The following is an 18,234-nucleotide window of genomic DNA, read 5'->3' as shown; positions in this document are numbered from 1 at the left end:
AGTTACCACCTCATCGTCGTCGCTTCGGTCACGTCGATCTCGTTGAAGTTGCGGTACAGCACGAGGATGATCCCGATACCGATGGCGACCTCCGCGGCCGCCAGCGCCATCGTGAACAGGCCGAACGTCTGGCCCGTCACGTTACCCCAGTAGTAGGAGAACGCGACGAGGTTGATGTTGGCCGCGTTGAGCATCAGCTCGACCGACATCAGGAACAGCAGCGCGTTCCGGCGCGTGAGCAGGCCGAACACGCCGATGCAGAACACGGCGGCCGCCAGGAGCAGGTAGTACTGTGGCGGCACCATCAGTCGTCACCCCCGCGGAGCGTGTCGCGGATCTCCCGACCGCCGTCGGTGAGCACGCCACCGATCCCGCCGTCTTCGTCGCGCTTCGCGAGGAACACCGCCCCGTCGATCGCGACGTCGAGCACGATCGCGATGAGGATGAACGCCACGACGAAGCCCTCGCCCGAGACGACCGTCTCCGAGATGACTTCCGTATCGACGTTGAACATCGCGTAGCCGATGCTCGCGGTGATCGACGCGCCCTCGGGGAACCCGGCGGGCTCCCCGAACGACGCCTGTAGGAACACGACCGCGAGGACGGCGAACAGCGCGACCGCCGCCAGCCCGGGCAGCAGGTGCCCCCCGAGCTTCAGCCGCGGTCGCGAGCCGGCGTCGCTCACGCGTCGAACACCCCACGTTGGTCCGGTTCAGCATCTCTGCGTACCAGCATCACGGCGAACGTGATGAGGATCAGAACCCCGCCAACGTAGACGAGGATCTGCATGGCGGCCAGCAGTTCCGCCTGCAACATCACGTAATGCACCGCGACGCTGAGGAGCGCGGCCCCGAGGAGGAGTGCGGAGTGCCACACGTCCTCGACGAGCACCACGCCCAAACTGCTCCCCACGGTGACGAGGGCGAACAGCGCGAACGCGATAGTCTCTACAACCATTACGCGACACTCCCGTCGGAGTCCGTTTGAAGGTTTCGAGAACGTTTGCGCGTGTGTGGATGCGCGTGTGCGAGTTTCGGAGAACTCGGCCGGATCGCTTTTATATGAGATCGTGGCGGGTCCGCGAGAGCGGGGTCGGCCCGTCGAAGGACCGACTTCGACTCGGGCGAAGCCGCTCGGGACGCCGTTGGGCCCGCCCGATGATCCGGGTCCTCGCCGGCACGCGGAGCGCTCCGGCCGTCGATCGGACTGGAAGTAGATCGGTCGCCGCGACTCTCGACACGGTAGGAACCACCCTCGAGAGAGTCACACCGCTATCGAACGAGCGCGGCGAAGGAGAACCCGGCGTGAGCGCCGGAACCGCAGCCGTAGCAGTAGCCGCGAACGGCTACTGGTAGTCGATCTCGCCGTCGCCCTCGCCGACCCACGCGCCGCGGTCGGGGTTGCGCGAGTTGAGCGGGTCGATCCCCTTGTACCAGGGGACGTTCTTCAGCTGCTCTTTGTTGTAGACGAACTCGTCTTTCGTGTCGGCGGTGAACTCGAAGTTCTGCGTCAGCAGGATCGCGTCCACCGGACACACCTCCTCACACAGCCGGCAGTAGATGCACTGCCCGATGTGGAGGTTGTACTGTTCGCCGTTGCGCTGGTCGTCCTGTACGATCTGGATCGTGTCGTTCGGACAGACGTTCTCACACTGACGGCACCAGATGCACCGCTCCTGGGAGAACTTGTGGACCCCGCGGAACCGCGGGCTCACCTCGGGCGCGACGTCCGGGTACTCGACCGTGAACGTCTTGCCGTCCAGCGCGTGCTTCATCGTCGTCGCCATTCCTTTCAGGATTCCGATCATTGTTACGCGAGCACCCCCACGATGACCGCGGTGAGGACGAGGTTCGCAAACGCGAGCACGAGCATGCCCTTCCAGCCGATCTCGATGAACTGGTCGACGCGAAGCCGCGGGACCGCAGAGCGCAGCCACTGGGTGAACAGGAAGAACGCCCAGATCTTCGCGGTGAACCAGACGATCCCCAGCGCCGCCGGGCCGGGCCCGGCCGGACCGCCGAGGAACAGCGTCGCCGCGATGGCGCCGCCCAGGAAGATGTGGATGAACTCGCCCAGGTAGATGAGCACGAAGTAGACGGAGGAGTACTCCGTCTGGTACCCGGCGACGATCTCGGTCGGCGCCTCGGGGATGTCGAACGGGTTCCGGCCGACCTCCGCGACGTTCGCCACCACGAACAGCACGAACGCGAACGGGTTCACGAAGACGAACCACTGCGGGATCGTGATGCCGGCGACCGAGATGAACGCCACCTGCTGGGCCTCGACGATCGCGCTCATCTGGAGCGTCCCCGTGAACAGCACGACGGAGACGCCGGTGACGATGAGCGGGATCTCGTAGGCGATGTTGGACGCGACGGCGCGCAGGCCGCCGAGCAGGCTGTACTTGTTGTTCGACGCGTAGCCCATCATGATCAGCCCGAGCGACGCGATCGAGGAGGCGGCGAACGCGAACGCCAGCCCCGTTTCGGGGTCGGCCAACTGCAGGCCGCTGCCCATCGGGATGACCGCGAAGCCGAGCAGCGCCGAGAACGGAATGAGGAGCGGACCCAGGTCCCACGCGGGGCGGTCGGCGCCCTCGGGGACGATCAGCTCCTTCGAGAGGAGCCGGACCGCGTCGGCGACGATGACGAACAGGCCGAACGGCCCGATCCGGTTGACCGCGATGCGGTCGGTGAACGCCGCCGTGATCTTCCGTTTCGCCCACGGTCCCGCGAAGGCCGTGTTGATGAGCAGGAAGTTGGCGATGAGGAACGCGCCCAGCAGCGCGGCGACGATCTCGCCGGCGACCCCGTAGGCGTTGAGCCCCAGCAGGTTCGCGATCGTGTCGGGGAGCATTCCCTGTTGGAGCGGGACCGCCCCGGTCATCTGTCCACCTCGCCGAGGACGATGTCCAGGCTACCGAGGGCGGCGACGAGGTCGGGCACGTACTCGCCCTCGGCCATCTCGGGCAGCGTCTGCAGGTTCGAGAAGCACGGCGACCGGATCTTGAAGCGGGCCGGCTTGTCCGTGCCGTCCGAGCGCATGTAGATGCCGAGTTCGCCCTTGGCGCCCTCGACCGCGCGGTAGATCTCGGTGTCGTCGTCCGGCTTCAGCGTCCGCGGGACGTTGGCCTGAATGGTACGGTCCTCCTCGGGCCAGTCCTCGAGCAGGTCGATACACTGCTCGATGATCTTCGCGGACTCCTCGACCTCGCGCAGGCGAACGAGGAGGCGGCTGTAGTTGTCGCAGCCGTCCTCGGTGACGACGTCCCAGTCGAGTTCGTCGTAGTAGCCGTACGGGTCGTCGCGGCGCAGGTCGTAGTCGACCCCCGAGCCGCGGGCGACCGGGCCGGTCGCGCCGTAGTTCTTGGCGACCTCCGGCGGCAACACGCCCGTGTCGATCGTCCGCATCTGGAGGATCTCGTTGCCCGAGATGAGGTCGTGGTACTCCTCCAGCGCCTCCGGGAGGTCCTCGAGGAAGTCGCGAGTCTTCTCGAAGAACTCCTCGCGGGGCTCGGGCAGGTCCCAGACGACCCCGCCGAGGCGGAAGTAGTTGAACATCAGCCGCTGACCCGTCAGGTCCTCGAGGATGTTCTGAGTCTTCTCGCGGTCCCGGATCGCGTACATGAAGATGGCGGTGAAGTCGCCGTACACGTCCAGCGCGAACGTCCCGACCGCGAGCATGTGCGCGGCGATCCGGCACAACTCCGCGCCCATCGTCCGGATGACCTGCGCGTACTCCGGCACCTCGATGTCGGCCATGTCCTCGGCCGCGCGCGCGTACGCCCACTCGTTGAGCAGGCCCGCCGAGATGTAGTCCCAGCGGTCGGGGTACGGCATGATCTGGTGGCGGTAGGTGCCGTTCTGACAGATCTGCTCCTCACAGCGGTGGAGGTAGCCGATGTCGCTTTCCACGTCCGCGACCTGCTCGCCGTCGAGCGTCGTCTTCAGGTGGAGGACGCCGTGGGTCGCGGGGTGGTGCGGCCCGATGTTGAGGAACATCGTGTCCGTGTTGTCCTCCCCGCGGTGGTCCTGCTGCAGCGGATTCGCGTTCTCACGAAGCGGGACGACCTGCGGTCGGTCCTGGTCGTAGTCGGCCGCGAGCGGGTGGCCCTGCCAGGTCTCGGGCAGGAGGATGCGGCGCAGGTCGGGGTGGTCGTCGTAGTCGATGCCGACGAGATCGTACGCCTCGCGTTCGTGCCAGTCTGCCGTCCGGAACACCGGCTCGGCCGACTCGCTGACCGGGTTCTCACGGTCCGCGGGGACGACGACGCTGACCTCCTGGGTCGGGTCGTCGAACTTCTTCAGGTGGTAGATGGACTCGTAGCGGTCCTCGTACTCCTGAGCCGTGACACACGAGAGGTGGTCGTAGCCCGCCTCGTTCTTCAACGTCGAGAGCACGTCCTGGACCGCGTCCGGCCGGATCACGTAGCCGGGCGCGTTCAGGTGCTCCTCGCGACCGATCACGTGATCGCCAAGCAGCTCGGCGAGTTCGTCGGGGGACTGTTCCTCGACCGGTGCCGGCACGTCCGGCTCGGGTTCTTCCAGACTCATGGTTAGGGGGAGTCCGCCCAGTTGTACCGCATGACGAGGTCCTCCTCGTCGATCTCCCGTGCGAGCTGGTCGACGATCTCGTCGCGGTCGAGGTCGCCGAACTGTTCGAGCTCGTAGGGCTTCACCGTCACCGGCGACGACTCGCCGTTGGCGATGCGCTCCTGGAGCTTCGCGACGCCGTACACCAGCGCCTCGGGGCGCGGCGGACAGCCGGGAACGTGGATGTCGACCGGGATGACCTCCTCGGCGCCCTTGATCACGTTGTAGCCCTCCTGGAACGGACCGCCGGAGATCGTGCACGAGCCCATGCCGATGACGAACTTCGGCTCGGGCATCTGGTCGTACACGCGCTTCATCCGCGGCGCGAACTTCGAGACGATCGTCCCGGGGACGATGATCACGTCGGCCTGTCGCGGCGACGCGCGCGGCACACCCGCACCGAAGCGGTCGAGGTCGTGTTTGACCGCGTAGGTGTGCATCATCTCGATGCTGCAGCAGGCGATCCCGAACTGCAGCATGAACATCGAGGAGCCCCGCACCCAGTTCATGAACTTGTCGAACTTGGTGAGGATGAACGGCGAGGAGCCGAACGCCTCGCGCAGCTTCGAGTTGAAGCGGTTGTCCTCGCCCGTCATCCGGGCGTCCCGGGTGTCGGTCAGTACCTGGCTGTCGTCCGTGACGAACGGTCTGTTGTCGCTGCTCATATCAGGAACGCTCCGTCTTCTGTCTCGCCGCACGCGGGCTGGAGACCCACTTCACGGCGCCCTGTCGCCACGCCCACACGAGTCCGACGACCAGTACCCCGATGAAGATCAGCATCGGAAGCAGCACCGTCGTCAGCCCGACGCCCGCCTCCAGCGCGGGCCCGTAGATGACGGCCCACGGGAAGATCAGAACGGTCTCGATGTCGAACACGACGAACAGCAGCGCAACCATGTAGTACTGGATGTTGAACTGGATGCCCGTCGCCGACCCCGTCGGGATCTCACCGGACTCGTAGGTGGCGCTCTTGCCCTGTTCTGGCACGCTCGGACGGAGGAGTGCGGACACCGCCATCATCGCAAGGGGGATGCCCACGCCCATCACCGCCAACGCGCCGATCGCTATCCATGCATTCATACCGGGTTCTCCGTATCGTACGTCGGTTTGGAGGCCCCACAGATAAGTGCTTCACTTACGCGTGCACGCGCGAAACGGCCCCGAGCGCCCCGAGCGGAGTCGAATCGCCCGCCCCGGTCGGCGACGTGACCGCCCTGCCTACTCCTCGTCCGCACGGGACGCGCGGAACCCGTCGACCCCGAGGTCGTGGAGGTCTGCTGACACCTCGGCGACGCCGCCCTTCAGGTCCTCGTGGTACTCGAGGAGTCGGTCCTCGACCGCCGCGTGTTCCCGGGCGAGGATCTGCGCGGCCGACAGCGCCGCGTTGAACGACTTGCCGGCGTCGACGGCGACGATGGGCGCGCCCGTCGGCATCCCGATGACGGAGTCGACGGACTTCTCCTGCACCGGCACGCCGATCACCGGGATCGGGTACGCGAGGCTGGCGGTCATGTTCGGCAGGTCAGCGGACTTCCCGCCGGCGCCCGCGATGATCACGTCGAGGCCGCGGTCGCTCGCGGTCTCGCCGTACGCGTACATGAGTTCGGGCGTGCGGTGGGCGGAGACGACGTACGCCTCGTAGGTGAACCGCGCCTCCGGCGGGTCGCCGAAGTCCGTCTGCTCGGCGAATCCGAGCTCCTCGAGGGCGTCGAACGCCCCCTGCATCGTGTCCAGGTCCGAGTCCGAGCCCATGATCACGCCCACGTCGGGCGTCGTCGCGGGGTCGGCGTCGGCGTTCGCGTCCGATTCGAGCCGGTCGATGAGGTCCTGTACGGAGGTCATGATCTGTTGGTCGCGTGGGTGGTCACTCGAAGGTCAGGCCGTCCCGCAGGTCGCGGGCCCGGGCGAGCAAGTCGGCGCGGTCGGCGTCGGCGTCGCTGACGGTCACGTGGCCCATCTTTCGGAGCGGGCGCGCCTCGCGTTTCCCGTACCAGTGGAGGTGGGCGTCGCCGGCGGCGAGCACGTCGCCGACGCCGTCGAGGCGGGCCGGCCGCGGCTCGTCAACGTCGCCGAGGACGTTCGCCATCACGGTCGGCGCGCGCGCCTCGGCGGTCCCGAGCGGCCATCCGAGGACGGCGCGGACGTGCTGTTCGAACTGCGAGGTCGTCGCCCCCTCGATGCTCCAGTGGCCGGAGTTGTGCGGGCGGGGGGCGACCTCGTTGACGGAGACGGTGCCGTCGGACTCCTCGAACAGTTCCATCGCGAACACGCCCCGCCCGTCGAGCGTCTCCAGCGTGTCGAGCGCGACCTCGCGAGCGCGCTCGGCGACCGCCTCGGAGCAGCGGGCCGGCGCGACCGTCTCGCGCAGGATCTCCTCGCGGTGGACGTTCTCGACGACGGGGAACGCCCGGCGTTCGTCGTCGCCGCGGACGGCCACGACCGAGAGCTCGCGCTCGAAGTCGATCAGCTCCTCGGCCATCGCGCCGTCGTCGCCGGCGCCGACCTCGGACAGCTTCGCCTCGTAGTCGTCGCCCGGCTCGACGGGGACGTTGCCGCGGCCGTCGTAGCCGCCGGTGCGGGCCTTCAGCATGCAGCCGTCGAAACGCTCGACGGCGTCGGCGAGATCGGCGGCGGCGTCGCCGGACTCCGTCCGGCTGCTCGCGGAGCTTCGCTCCGCGCTGTCGACGGCGACGAACTCCGGAACGGGGATCCCGGCGTCGGCGAACGCCCGCTTCTGGACGAGCTTGTCCTGGATCGTCCGCAGCGCGTCCGGCGAGGGGTGGACCGGCACGTCGTACTCCTCGCCGACCTCCTCCAGTACGTCGGGGTCCGCGAGCTCGATCTCGAGCGTCAGCGCGTCGGCCCGGTCGGCCAGTTCGCGGACGGCGTCGGGGTCGTCGAACGACCCCTCGATCTGTTCGGCGACGCGGGCGGCCGGACAGTCGGGGGTCGGATCGAGCACGACCACGTCGACGCCCAGCGGCGAGGCGGCCTCCCCGAGCATGCGGCCGAGTTGGCCCCCGCCGACGACGCCCAGCGTCGGTCCGGGACAGGTCGGTGTCACGGGCGGCGGTTCGGCAGGTCCGCGAATAAATCTTGCTTCACGACATGGTTTGTATGCACGAACGTGGGTCGCTGTCGCGGTCGGCGCCCGGCGCCGACCGCCTCCCCGACTGCTCGTCGTCCGGCGCCTGCATCGCTCGTCGCCGGTCACCCGGACCGGTCGTCACACGTCACCCGGACTGCTCGCTGGCGCGGGCGTTGGCGAGCGCGGCCTCGTCGATGAACACGACGATCCGTTCGGTCCACAGCCGGAAGGCGTACTCTCTGGACTCGTAGCCGTCGAGTCGGGACTCCAGTTCCTCGGCGTCGTTGGGCTTGGCGATGACGACCGGCGGCATCTCCTCGGCCGCCGGGAGCCCGTCGTAGCGGGCCTCCGGCGGCGTCGAGGTGACGTTCGCGTCGTGGAGTTCGAGGTACCACGGCGTCGGGAGCCGGGAGTGCCAACTCGGCCCGCCGGGCGGCATCCGGTCGACGCTCGATTCGTCGGAGACGTACAGCCGCGTCCCGCGCCCGGTGCTCGTTCCCACCCACAGCACGTCGGCGCCCTCGTCGTTGTGGCGGGCGACGGCGCCGGCGTCCTGCAGCGCCTCCTTGTAGGCGTTCTCGGGCTGGGCCCACTGCAGCACCTGTTTGTCCTCCTCCGACGCGGAGTTCCAGTAGTCGACGTTCGGGGCGGCGACGCCCCCGACGGCCGCGAGCACGACCAACCCCGCGAGCGCCGCGGTGACGGCGTCATCGCTCTCGACTGCACCCCGCACCGAGTCGGCGACCGAGGCGAGTCCCACCGCCGCAGGGATCGCCAGCGGGAGGACGATGTGGATCGCCGCCCACGGCGCCTGGATGTCCGTCGCGACGGGATAGCCGACCAGCGACGCGGCGCCCCAGTACGTCGCGTACGCGACGAGCGAGCGGGTGCCTCGCGCCTCGCCGTAGCCGTCCGCGAGGAAGCCCACGAGCGCGAGCACGACGAGCACGCCGGAGCCGTACGCCAGCGTCTCAAGAATGTCCCAGAGGTACGGGACGTACGGGTGTCCCGAGTGATCGCCGGAGGCCCACGTGCCCCAGAACTTCTCGCCGGCGCCCCACGTCGCCTCGGACAGCACCGAGCCGAGCGTCGGCGCCGCGGCGTCGGCGCCCGCGGTCCCGGCGGACGCCGACGCGACGCCGAGCGCCTGCCACAGGTCGGGGCGCGGCGCGTAGAAGAACGCGACGACGCCGAGAAACGTCGCGACGACGCCGACGGCGCCGAGCGGCACCCAGACCGCGAGGTGGCCGAGGAAGCCGGCCTCACCCGCCCAGGGCGCGTCCGGGTCGCGTTCGCGGACCCGGCGCTCGATCCACCGTCTGGTTCGCGATCCCCTGGTCCACTCCCCGAGGAACTGACCGAGCGCGACCGCCTCGGCGACGAGGGCGTCCAGCGGCGACCCGGTCCGGCGGGCCGTCCGGACGAGGCGATGGTCGAGCAGGAGGATCCCGGCACCGAGGAAGCACGCGAGGTACACGAGCGCGTTCTCCTTCGCGGTGAATCCCAGCGCGAGCAGGGCCGCCGACCCGAACAGCGGGAGCGTCCGCCGGGTATCGATCGCGTACACGACGAGCGCGAACGCGGCGACGGCGAAGCCCCCGACGAGCACGTCACCCCGCATGAACCGGCCGTAGTAGACGAGCAGCGGGTCGACCGAGAGTACCAGCGCGAGCGCGACCACCTCGCGGTCGCGGAGCCGGTGGCGAAGCAGCAGCGCGACCAGCGGGAGCAGCCCGCCGACGAGCGCGACCGGGAGCCGCGCGGCGAAGTCGGACGCGCCGATCAGATCGAAGAGGACGTTGTTGACGACCGGGAGGAACGGGCCGTGGATGATCGGCCGATAGAAGAACTCGCCGGTGGCGTCGAACCGGAGGATCCAGTAGCCGACGCGTCCCTCGTCCCAGTGGAAGACCCGCTGCCCGAGCTGGATCGTCCGGAGCAGCAGCGATCCGACGACGATCAGGAGGACGGCAGCCCTCGCGGGGTCGCCGACGCGGTCGCGGAGGGCGGCCAGCGGCGAACCGTCTGCACCGATCGACTCGACGCCGGAATCGATGGACCCGGCGGCGTCGCCGGCGGACACCTCCGCGTCGCCGTCTCTCGGCTCCTCGGCGTCGACGACGGCGTCCGAACCGACCGCGTCGGCGGGAGCGTCGCCGTCGCCGTCGGTCCCGTCGGGGGCGGACTCGTCCCCGCCGGCGGGGTCACTCATTGCGCAGCGGTCGCACGCCGCCGGTAACAACTCTTGTGGAATTGATCGTCGGATCCGGTTCGCCTTGGACGCGCCCGCCCGGATACATCCGCCCGGAGCGGTACGCATTTCCGCGGGCCCGCCGTCGGTTCGCACAATGACCGAGACGACACTCGGCCTGGTGGTCGCGCGCTACTACGCGTCCATCGCCGAGGCCATGGAGGAGTCCGCCCGTGAGGCGGTCACCGAGCGCGGCGCCGCAGTCGCCGAGACCGTCGACGTACCCGGCGCCTACGACACGCCGCTGGCGGCCGATCGACTGGCCCGCCGCGACGACATCGACGCCGTCGCCGTCGTCGGTACCATCGTCTCCGGCGACACCGACCACGACCAGGTGATCGGCCAGGCCGTCGCCGCGAAGCTCGCGGACGTGAGTCTCGACCGCGACACGCCCGTCACCTTCGGTGTGTCGGGGCCGGGGCAGTCGGGGGCGGAGGCGCGCGAGCGCGCCGAGAAGGGTGCCGAGGCCGCCGACGCCGCCGTGGATCTCGCGGAGGGGCTTCCCGCCGCGGAGGTGGCCGCATGAGTGGACAGGGATCCGGCGACGGGTTCGCCTACGACTTCGCCGAGCGCGTCGGCCGCGTCGAGCCGTCGGCGACGCTGGCCATCTCGAACGCCGCGAACGAACTGGAGGAGGCCGGCCACGACGTGGTCGACCTGTCGGTCGGCGCGCCCGACTTCCCCACGCCCGAGACCGTCGTCGAGGCCGGCAAGGCCGCGATGGACGCGGGCCACACGGGCTACACCTCCTCGAACGGCGTCCCGGAGCTGAAGGAGGCGATCGCCGAGAAGCTCCGCGCCGACGACATCGACGCCGACGCCGACGACGTGATCGTCACGCCCGGCGCGAAGCAGGCGCTGTACGAGACGGTCCAGACGCTCGTGGACGACGGCGACGAGGTCGTTCTGCTCGACCCGGCATGGGTGTCCTACGAGGCGATGGTGAAGCTCGCCGGCGGGGACCTCGCCCGCGTCGATCTGGCGCCCCACGGGTTCTCGCTGGCGGACGGCCTCGACGACCTCGCGGAAGCAGTTTCCGACGACACCGAACTCCTGATCGTCAACTCCCCGTCGAACCCGACCGGCGCCGTCTACGCCGACGAGGGCCTCGAGGGCGTCCGCGACCTCGCAGCCGAACACGACTTCGCGGTCATCTCCGACGAGATCTACGACGAGATCGTCTACGGCGTCGAGCAGACGAGCCTCGCGAGCCTCGACGGCATGGCCGACCGCACGGTCACGATCAACGGCTTCTCGAAGGCGTACTCGATGACGGGCTGGCGCCTCGGCTACCTGCACGCGAAGGGCGACCTGATCTCGCAGGCGGGTAAGCTCCACAGCCACTCCGTCTCGTGTGCGACGAACTTCGTCCAGCGTGCGGGCATCGAGGCACTCAGGAACACCGACGAGTCGGTCGAGGAGATGCGCGCGGCCTTCGAGTCGCGCCGCGACATGCTCGTCGACCTGTTCGCCGACCACGGCGTCGACGTGACGGTCCCGGACGGCGCGTTCTACATGATGCTCCCCGTGGCCGACGACGACTCCGCGTGGGCCGAGGAGGCGATCCAGGAGGCGCACGTCGCCACGGTCCCCGGCTCCGCCTTCGGCGCGCCCGGCTACGCCCGTATCAGCTACGCCGCCAGCGAGGAACGTCTGAAGGAGGGCATGCAGCGCCTCTTCGACGCCGGGCTCCTCGGCGACGGCTAAGCTAAGGAAGCGACCGACGAAGCGACAACGCTGAACGACGCCGACTCCCCGCCGCGGGTTCTCACGGGAGTCCGGGTTCGACGACGGCTATTCCACCGCCGAGCGACGGCTCCCGTCCCGATTTCGGGTGGGACTGAAAGGGGCCGCGGCTGTGCGCGAACCCCGAGGCCTCAAGCACCGCAGGAAACGAGCGAAGCGAGTGACCGAGGAGCGCAGAGTGTCTCGCGGGAGCGCACAGCCGCGGGGGCTTTCGAAGTCGTCGCAGTGCCGGTGCGCCTCTTACTCCCGACGACATCCCCGTCACCGCCTACCAAGATTTTAACCTCGACACCGACACATACCGATCATGGACGGGATCCACGACCTCGGCGGGATGGACTCCTTTCACGACCTCCCGCCGGACCAGCCCGACGACGCCAGCCCGTTCCACCACGAGTGGGAGGGCGTCGTCCAGTCGCTGTACATCACGGGCCTCGGCTCCGACACGTTCGAACTCGACCGCTTCCGGTACACGCTGGAGGGCGACGACCCCGAGCGCTACCTGACGGTCCCCTACTACGAGCGGTGGCTGGGCGCCCTCGAGACCCTGTTCGTCGAGACGGGCGTCGTCGACGCCGAGGAACTCCGCGAGCGCGCCGAGGCGATAGCCGCGGGTGAGGCCGAGGTGCCGGACATGGAGGATCCGGATCGCCTCCCCGCACTGCTGGAGGGCGTCCGCGAGAAGTACCTGAGCCGCCGCGGCGACGGCGACCCCGCCTTCGCCGTCGGCGACCGCGTTCGGGCCGTGAAGCGCCATCCCGCGGAGCACACGCGATGTCCACGCTATATCCGCGGCGCCACGGGCGAGGTCGTCGCCGACCGCGGCGCGCACGTGTACCCCGATGAGAACGCCCGGAAGGGGGGTGACGACGAGCGCGCCGAACAGCTGTACAACATCCGTTTCGACGCCGAGGATCTGTGGGGCGAGGACTGCACTGATGCCGACGGCCTACACATCGAACTGTGGGAGCCGTACCTGATCGACCCCGAAGCCGAGTAGTCGATCGAGATCGGCGCGCCCTCGATCGAGGCGAACGCCTAAGCCCCTACACGCGTCACCACGTCACATGACCGATGACCACGGCACTCGTGACGACGACGACGCGGATCCCCCGTCCCACCCGGACCCGGAACTTCGCGACGAGATCGACCCGCAGGCGAGAGCGCGCGCGCTCCAGTCGCTGTTGACCGAGAAGGGGGTCTTGAGCACCGACGCCGTCGACGAGGTGATCGCGACCTACGAGGGCGACGTGGGACCGATGAACGGCGCGCGGGTCGTCGCGCGGGCGTGGACCGACCCCGAGTACCGCGAGTGGCTCCTGGAGGACGGTATCGCGGCCGTCGCCGACCTCGACATCTCCGTGAACGACGAGGTGATGGAGCTTCGGGTGATCGAGAACGCCCCCGACACGCACAACGTCGTCGTCTGCACGCTCTGCTCGTGTTACCCGTGGGCCGTGCTGGGGCTGCCGCCGACGTGGTACAAGTCGCCGGCGTACCGCTCGCGCGTCGTGGACGAGCCGCGCGCGCTGCTGCGCGAGGAGTTCGACACCGACCTCGCGGACGACGTGGACGTGGAGGTGTGGGACTCCAACTCCGAGGTGCGCTACATGGTGCTCCCGCAGCGACCCGAGGGCACCGAGGACCTGAGCGAGGCGGAGCTGGCCGAACTCGTCTCCCGGAACTCGATGATCGGCGTCGAACGCCTCGGCGACGGCGGCGCCATCGCCTCCGACGGCGGCGCGCGCGCGGCCCGCAGCGCGAACACAGGTTCGGATGCGGACGCGGACGCGACCGCCGAGATCGACACCGCTGGCAAACCGGTTCCCCGCGTGGACGACGACGGTCCGACGTTCGCGGAGCCGTGGATGGCCCGGTCGTTCGCGCTGGCGGTCGCACTCACCGACGAGGACGAGCCGGGCCGCGCGTGGGACGACTTCCAAGCCGAACTCGTCGCGGAACTGGCGGCGAACCCCGGCGCCGAGGACGGGAGCGACGCCGACTACTACGGAGCATGGCTGGCGGCGCTCGAGCGCTTCCTGACCGAGCGTGACCTCGTCGACGAGGCGGATTTCTCCGCCCGCGCGACCGCGTTCGCCGACGGCGAGCGCAACGCCCACGAGTTCGTCGAGGGCGATCCCCACGCCCACGCCGACCGGCTCCCCGAGGGCCACGCGGACGGCGCGCACCACCACGGCCACGGCGACGACCACGACCACAGCCACCAACACTGATCGTCGCAGCCGCGGGACGAACCGATCGGCGCACGGAGATTTATACCCGAGAGAGACCCACCATCGGTATCGAATGCGCGTCGCCGACCTCCCGCTGGCCCCCGAGTACGTCGACCACTTCGAGGGGGCGGGGATCGAGCAGCTCTATCCGCCGCAGATCGCGGCAGTGGAAGCGGGCGTCTGCGACGGCGACAACGTCGTCGCCGCGGTCCCCACGGCCTCGGGCAAGACGTTCGTCGCCGAGCTCGCGCTCCTGACGGCCGACGGCCCGGGGCTGTACGTCTGCCCGCTGCGCGCGCTCGCCCGCGAGAAGTACGAGGAGTTCGACGCGCTCCCGGGGGTCGACGCCGGCATCTCGACGGGCGATTACGACTCCGCCGCAAGCGATCTGGCGGGGAACGACGTCATCGTCGCGACCAGCGAGAAGGTGGACTCCGCCATCCGCAACGGCGCCGAGTGGGTCGACGACCTCGCGTGCGTCGTCGTCGACGAGGTCCACCTGCTCGGCTCGCCCGGCCGCGGCCCCACGCTGGAGGTGACGCTCGCGACCCTCCGCCGGCGGACGCCCGACGTGCAGGTCGTCGCGCTGTCGGCCACCGTCGACAATCCCGAGGACATCGCGGCGTGGCTGGACGCCGAGCTGGTGGAGTCGGCGTGGCGCCCGGTCGACCTCCGCGTCGGCGTTCACGCCGACGACACCGTCCGGTTCGACGACGACACCGACCTGTCGGTCCCCGTGGACGCCGGCGATCCCGCGAGCGACGCGGACACCGAGGCGACGGTCGACCTCGTCCGCGGTGCCGTCGAGGACGGCGGCCAGGCGCTGGCGTTCGTCAGCTCCAGACGGGAGGCGGAGGCGTTGGCCGACCGACTGAGCGAGGAGCGTCTCGCGGCGGTCGCGGCCGAGGCGGACCGCGGCGGCGACCCCGACGCTCCGGCCGCGGACCCCGAGCGGGCCGCCGCCGAGGTCGCCGAGGAACTGCGTGAGGCGGGCACTACGGGAACCGGCGAGCGCCTCGCCGAGGCGGCCGCATGGAGCGTCGCGTTCCACCACGCCGGTCTCTCCTCGGACCACCGCGCGCTCGTCGAGCGGGCGTTCCGCGAGCGCCGACTGGCGGTCATCTGTGCGACCCCCACCCTTGCCGCCGGCGTCAACGTCCCCGCGCGGCGGGTGGTCGTGCGCGACCAGCGGCGCTACACCGGATCGGGCACCGAGTGGCTCCCCGTGCTGGAAGTACACCAGATGTGCGGGCGGGCCGGTCGGCCGCACCTCGACCCGTACGGCGAGGCGGTGCTCGTCGCCGACGACACCGACGGGCGGGAGGAACTGTGGGACCGCTACGTCACCGCCGACCCCGAGCGAGTGGAGTCGAAGCTTCGGGACCCCGCCGCGCTCCGCACGCACACGCTCGCGCTCGTCGCCACCGGCGTCGCAGGGTCGCAGGCGGCGGTGCTCGACGCGCTCTCGGGCACCTTCTACGCCTCCAGAACCGCGAACCCCGACCTCGGCGGCGCCGTCGGCGACGCCGTCGCGAGCCTCATCGACGACGGGATGTTGGCGGCGTCGTCCGGGGGCGACGACGGCGGTATCGAGGCGACCGACCTCGGCGCGCAGGTGTCCCGGCAGTACGTCACCCCCGAGACGGGCGTCCGAATCGCGGAGGGGCTGGAGGCGGTCGCGGGGATGGACGACGCGGACGTAACCGAGCTGACGGCGTTCGAGATCGTCTGTGACACCCCGGACATGGTCGACACCTACCTCGGCAACGCCGAGCGCGCCGAGATCTACCAGTTCGCCCGCGACCGCTCGGCGGAATTGACGACCGGAATGACCGAGGCCACCGACTTCGAGGCGTGGCTGGAGTCGGTGAAGACCGCGCGGATCCTCGCGGAGTGGGTCGACGGCGCGAGCGTCGAGGAACTGGTCGAGGCGTACCGGATCGGCCCCGGCGACCTGGAGTCTCGGATCGAGCGCGCCGAGTGGCTGCTGGGCGCGGCCGACGCGCTCGCGGACGTGGTCGGCGTCGACATGCCGGCGTTCGCGTCGGCGCGGGAGCGGCTCGTGTCGTCCGCGGAGGAGGACACCTAGCCGTCCTCGCGGACACGCGGGTCGAGCACCGCGTGGAGCACGTCCTGAGCCCACGACCCGGCGACGCCGACGAGCACGACGACGAACGTGGTGCCGAGCACCAGCGGGACGTCCCGCGCCCGGATGGCGCCGTAGCTCAGCGCGCCGATCCCGGGGATGCCGAACGCGTACTCGACGACGTAGACGGTGACGACGAGCGCGGCGAGGAGGTCGCCGTACAGCAGCGTGAGCAGCGGCACCGCGGCGGGACGGAGCAGGTGCCTGGCCGTGTCGACCGGACCCGCACCCGTGGCGACGACGTGCGCGACGTAGTCCTCCGTCCGGCGGGCGAGCGCGTTCGCCCGCGCGTGACGGTGGGCGGCCGCGAGCGTCCCGGTGGCCGTCACGGCGGCCGGCAGCGCCATGCGGAGCCAGTACTTCACCGGCCACGGTCCCCGTTCCCAGCCGGTGGCGTCCCAGCCGAACGCCGAGCCGACGAGGACGAGCAGCACCGCCGCGAGGTAGAAGTTCGGGACGCCCGCCAGCAGGTAGGTGGCCGTCGACGCGAGCCGGCCGACCGGGCGCCGACCCGCGAGCGCGGACCCCACCCCGCTCGCGACGCCGAGGGTGGCCCCGACGAGGAAGCCGGGGACGAGGTACGCGAGCGTGTACGGCGCGGCCCGCGCGATGGCGTCGGTGACGCTCCCGGGGACGCTGCGCGCCTCGCCCCAGTTCAGCGTCGAGACGGCGACGAGCCAGCGGAGGTACCGCCGGTGGAGCGGCTCGTCGAGGTTGTTCGCGGCGCGGTACGCTTCCACCTGCGATTCGATATAGCCGGCGCGCTCGGACTCGTTCCCGGTCGCCGCCATCGCGGCCGCCTGGCGGACCGACGCGGTGTTCGGGTCGCCGGGGACCGCCACAAGCAGGAACGAGACCGAACAGACGAGATAGACCGTGAGCACGGCGAAGGCGGTCCGACGGAGGACCCGGCGGCGGAGGGACACGACCGCCGACTCGACGGCCGGCCCCAAAAGCGATACTGAAACGGACTGTTCAGTATTGGGTAACGTTATGTGCGGCGCAGGCGACCCACCGTCGATGCGCAACACGGAGGGCGTCCGCCGTCGTGACACCGCGCTCGCGCTCCTCGCCGGCGCCGTCATCGCGGCCGCGGCGGCGGTCGACCTCATCGGCGGCGGCCTCCCGGGCGAGCAGTCGCCCACCGACTGGCTGTTCCTGCTCGCCTCGGTGGCCGTCGTCCGACTCGTCGTCCTGCCGTTCGCGCGCAACCCGTCCCGACGGGACCGGTACCGCGCGGCGTTCGCCGAGCGAACCGGCGCCAGGCTCGCCGCCGCGTACCTCGCGGTGTTCGCCGCCGTGGGCGTCCTCGGTCCGGTCGTCGTCGCGGAGCCGCTCGGCGACGCGTCGCGCGCCTACCTCCCCCCGGTCGGGTTCACCGTCGACACGATCGTCGCCTCGAACTGTCTCGGGCCGGTCGTGGAGAACCGGTGCCACGGGACGCTCGTACACCCGCTGGGCACCGACCCGTTCGGCCGCGACGTGCTCGTGTTGCTGGTCCGTGGTGCGCGGGTAAGCCTGGAGGTCGCCGTGGTCGCGGCCGCGCTCATCGTCCCGCTCGGAACCGCCGTCGGCGTCGCCGCGGGCACCAGCCGCGGGTGGGTCGACGACGCGCTGATGCGGTACGTCGACGTGCAGGAGACCGTCCCGGCGTTCGTCGTCTACGTCCTGCTCGCGTACGTGTACGGCCGGCACCTGTGGCTGCTCGTGCTCGCGTTCGGGCTGCTGGGGTGGGGGAGCATCGCGCGGCTCGTGCGCAGCGAGACCATCCGCGTCACGGAGTCGTCGTTCGTCGAGGCGGGCCGGGTCGCCGGGGCCGGCCGCCCGGGGCTGCTGCGGCGGTACGTGCTCCCGAACGTTGCCGACTCGGTCATCATCGCCGCGTTCGCCCGCGCGCCGGCGCTCATTCTCGTCGAGGCGGCGCTGGCGTACATGGATCTCACCGACCTCGACCTGCTCTCCTGGGGGGCGATCGCCGCCCGCGGGCTCGACCAGTTCTTCCCGCTGACGTGGTGGGTGTCCGCGGCCCCCGCGGCCGCGCTCGTCCTCACGGCCGTCGCGGCGAGCGTCGCGGGCGACGCCGCACGGGACGCGCTCGACCGTGGCTCCTCGACGGTCCGCGGGCCCGGCTGAAGGTGACTCCGTCGCGACGCACGCGCGGCGTTACGGTTCGTTCG

The 18,234-nt window shown here is 70.2% G+C and carries 18 protein-coding genes; 6 read left to right on the top strand and 12 right to left on the bottom strand.

What is annotated here, in order from left to right; all coding sequences use genetic code 11:
* Positions 1 to 2: 2 nt before the first annotated feature.
* From nuoK to ABJD39_RS10690, 11 genes are all read right to left on the bottom strand, one after another.
* The gene (gene nuoK / locus ABJD39_RS10740; protein WP_222913676.1) at positions 3 to 305 is read right to left on the bottom strand and encodes an NADH-quinone oxidoreductase subunit NuoK; all 303 of its coding nucleotides are present in this window, start codon (positions 303 to 305) and stop codon (positions 3 to 5) included.
* A complete protein-coding gene (locus ABJD39_RS10735; RefSeq protein ID WP_348608239.1) occupies positions 305 to 685 on the bottom strand; it encodes a proton-conducting membrane transporter in 381 nt (126 codons plus the stop codon). Before ABJD39_RS10735 ends, nuoK begins: the two co-directional genes overlap by 1 nt.
* On the bottom strand, positions 682 to 957 hold the full coding sequence (locus ABJD39_RS10730) for an NADH-quinone oxidoreductase subunit J (protein ID WP_348608236.1): 276 nt from the start codon (positions 955 to 957) through the stop codon (positions 682 to 684). Before ABJD39_RS10730 ends, ABJD39_RS10735 begins: the two co-directional genes overlap by 4 nt.
* 388 nt (positions 958 to 1,345) lie before the next feature.
* Positions 1,346 to 1,807, bottom strand: a complete 462-nt coding sequence (locus tag ABJD39_RS10725; RefSeq protein WP_348608233.1) for a NuoI/complex I 23 kDa subunit family protein — start codon at positions 1,805 to 1,807, stop codon at positions 1,346 to 1,348.
* Positions 1,808 to 1,809: 2 nt separating this feature from the next.
* Entirely contained in the window at positions 1,810 to 2,886 is a 1,077-nt protein-coding gene (locus ABJD39_RS10720; protein WP_348608230.1) for a complex I subunit 1/NuoH family protein, read from the bottom strand.
* A complete protein-coding gene (locus ABJD39_RS10715; RefSeq protein ID WP_348608227.1) occupies positions 2,883 to 4,553 on the bottom strand; it encodes an NADH-quinone oxidoreductase subunit D in 1,671 nt (556 codons plus the stop codon). The genes ABJD39_RS10720 and ABJD39_RS10715 overlap by 4 nt, the downstream gene beginning before the upstream one ends.
* Before the next feature lie 2 nt (positions 4,554 to 4,555).
* The gene (locus tag ABJD39_RS10710) at positions 4,556 to 5,257 is read right to left on the bottom strand and encodes an NADH-quinone oxidoreductase subunit B (RefSeq protein ID WP_159667488.1); all 702 of its coding nucleotides are present in this window, start codon (positions 5,255 to 5,257) and stop codon (positions 4,556 to 4,558) included.
* A 1-nt stretch (position 5,258) separates the two neighbouring features.
* On the bottom strand, positions 5,259 to 5,672 hold the full coding sequence (locus ABJD39_RS10705) for an NADH-quinone oxidoreductase subunit A (RefSeq protein WP_348608223.1): 414 nt from the start codon (positions 5,670 to 5,672) through the stop codon (positions 5,259 to 5,261).
* A 138-nt stretch (positions 5,673 to 5,810) separates the two neighbouring features.
* Positions 5,811 to 6,434, bottom strand: a complete 624-nt coding sequence (purE, locus tag ABJD39_RS10700) for a 5-(carboxyamino)imidazole ribonucleotide mutase (protein WP_348608220.1) — start codon at positions 6,432 to 6,434, stop codon at positions 5,811 to 5,813.
* A 22-nt stretch (positions 6,435 to 6,456) separates the two neighbouring features.
* Positions 6,457 to 7,656, bottom strand: a complete 1,200-nt coding sequence (locus tag ABJD39_RS10695; protein ID WP_348608217.1) for a 5-(carboxyamino)imidazole ribonucleotide synthase — start codon at positions 7,654 to 7,656, stop codon at positions 6,457 to 6,459.
* Positions 7,657 to 7,825: 169 nt separating this feature from the next.
* Positions 7,826 to 9,892, bottom strand: coding sequence for a flippase activity-associated protein Agl23 (locus ABJD39_RS10690; protein WP_348608214.1), 2,067 nt, complete (start codon positions 9,890 to 9,892; stop codon positions 7,826 to 7,828).
* Between the two features lie 136 nt (positions 9,893 to 10,028).
* Here ABJD39_RS10690 and ribH point away from each other — a divergent pair, with 136 nt between their 5' ends.
* The 5 genes from ribH to ABJD39_RS10665 all read left to right on the top strand — a co-directional run bounded on the left by ribH (position 10,029) and on the right by ABJD39_RS10665 (position 16,000).
* Complete coding sequence (ribH, locus tag ABJD39_RS10685; protein ID WP_348608211.1) at positions 10,029 to 10,457, top strand: 6,7-dimethyl-8-ribityllumazine synthase; 429 nt, start codon at positions 10,029 to 10,031, stop codon at positions 10,455 to 10,457.
* Positions 10,454 to 11,638 carry a pyridoxal phosphate-dependent aminotransferase gene (locus ABJD39_RS10680; RefSeq protein WP_348608208.1) on the top strand — a complete coding sequence of 395 codons (1,185 nt, stop codon included), beginning with the start codon at positions 10,454 to 10,456 and terminating at the stop codon, positions 11,636 to 11,638. The genes ribH and ABJD39_RS10680 overlap by 4 nt, the downstream gene beginning before the upstream one ends.
* Before the next feature lie 346 nt (positions 11,639 to 11,984).
* Positions 11,985 to 12,677: a nitrile hydratase subunit beta gene (gene nthB, locus ABJD39_RS10675; protein WP_348608205.1), complete on the top strand. Its 693-nt coding sequence runs from the start codon at positions 11,985 to 11,987 to the stop codon at positions 12,675 to 12,677.
* A 67-nt stretch (positions 12,678 to 12,744) separates the two neighbouring features.
* Positions 12,745 to 13,911 (top strand): nitrile hydratase subunit alpha, encoded by a 1,167-nt coding sequence (gene nthA / locus ABJD39_RS10670; RefSeq protein WP_348608202.1) that lies wholly within the window; start codon positions 12,745 to 12,747, stop codon positions 13,909 to 13,911.
* A 73-nt stretch (positions 13,912 to 13,984) separates the two neighbouring features.
* Positions 13,985 to 16,000, top strand: coding sequence for a DEAD/DEAH box helicase (locus ABJD39_RS10665; RefSeq protein WP_348608199.1), 2,016 nt, complete (start codon positions 13,985 to 13,987; stop codon positions 15,998 to 16,000).
* Here the strand turns inward: ABJD39_RS10665 and ABJD39_RS10660 are convergent.
* Entirely contained in the window at positions 15,997 to 16,983 is a 987-nt protein-coding gene (locus ABJD39_RS10660) for an ABC transporter permease (RefSeq protein WP_348608196.1), read from the bottom strand. The two genes, ABJD39_RS10665 and ABJD39_RS10660, sit on opposite strands and share 4 nt — an antisense overlap.
* Positions 16,984 to 17,077: 94 nt before the next feature.
* Here ABJD39_RS10660 and ABJD39_RS10655 point away from each other — a divergent pair, with 94 nt between their 5' ends.
* Positions 17,078 to 18,190, top strand: a complete 1,113-nt coding sequence (locus tag ABJD39_RS10655) for an ABC transporter permease (RefSeq protein WP_348608193.1) — start codon at positions 17,078 to 17,080, stop codon at positions 18,188 to 18,190.
* Positions 18,191 to 18,234 lie beyond the last annotated feature (44 nt).

It is taken from the genome of Halobaculum rarum, from assembly GCF_040025155.1.
GTDB classification, from domain to species: domain Archaea; phylum Halobacteriota; class Halobacteria; order Halobacteriales; family Haloferacaceae; genus Halobaculum; species Halobaculum rarum.
The sequence above is the reverse complement of the archived record's forward strand: the minus strand, read 5'-3'. Positions and strand labels throughout refer to the sequence as shown.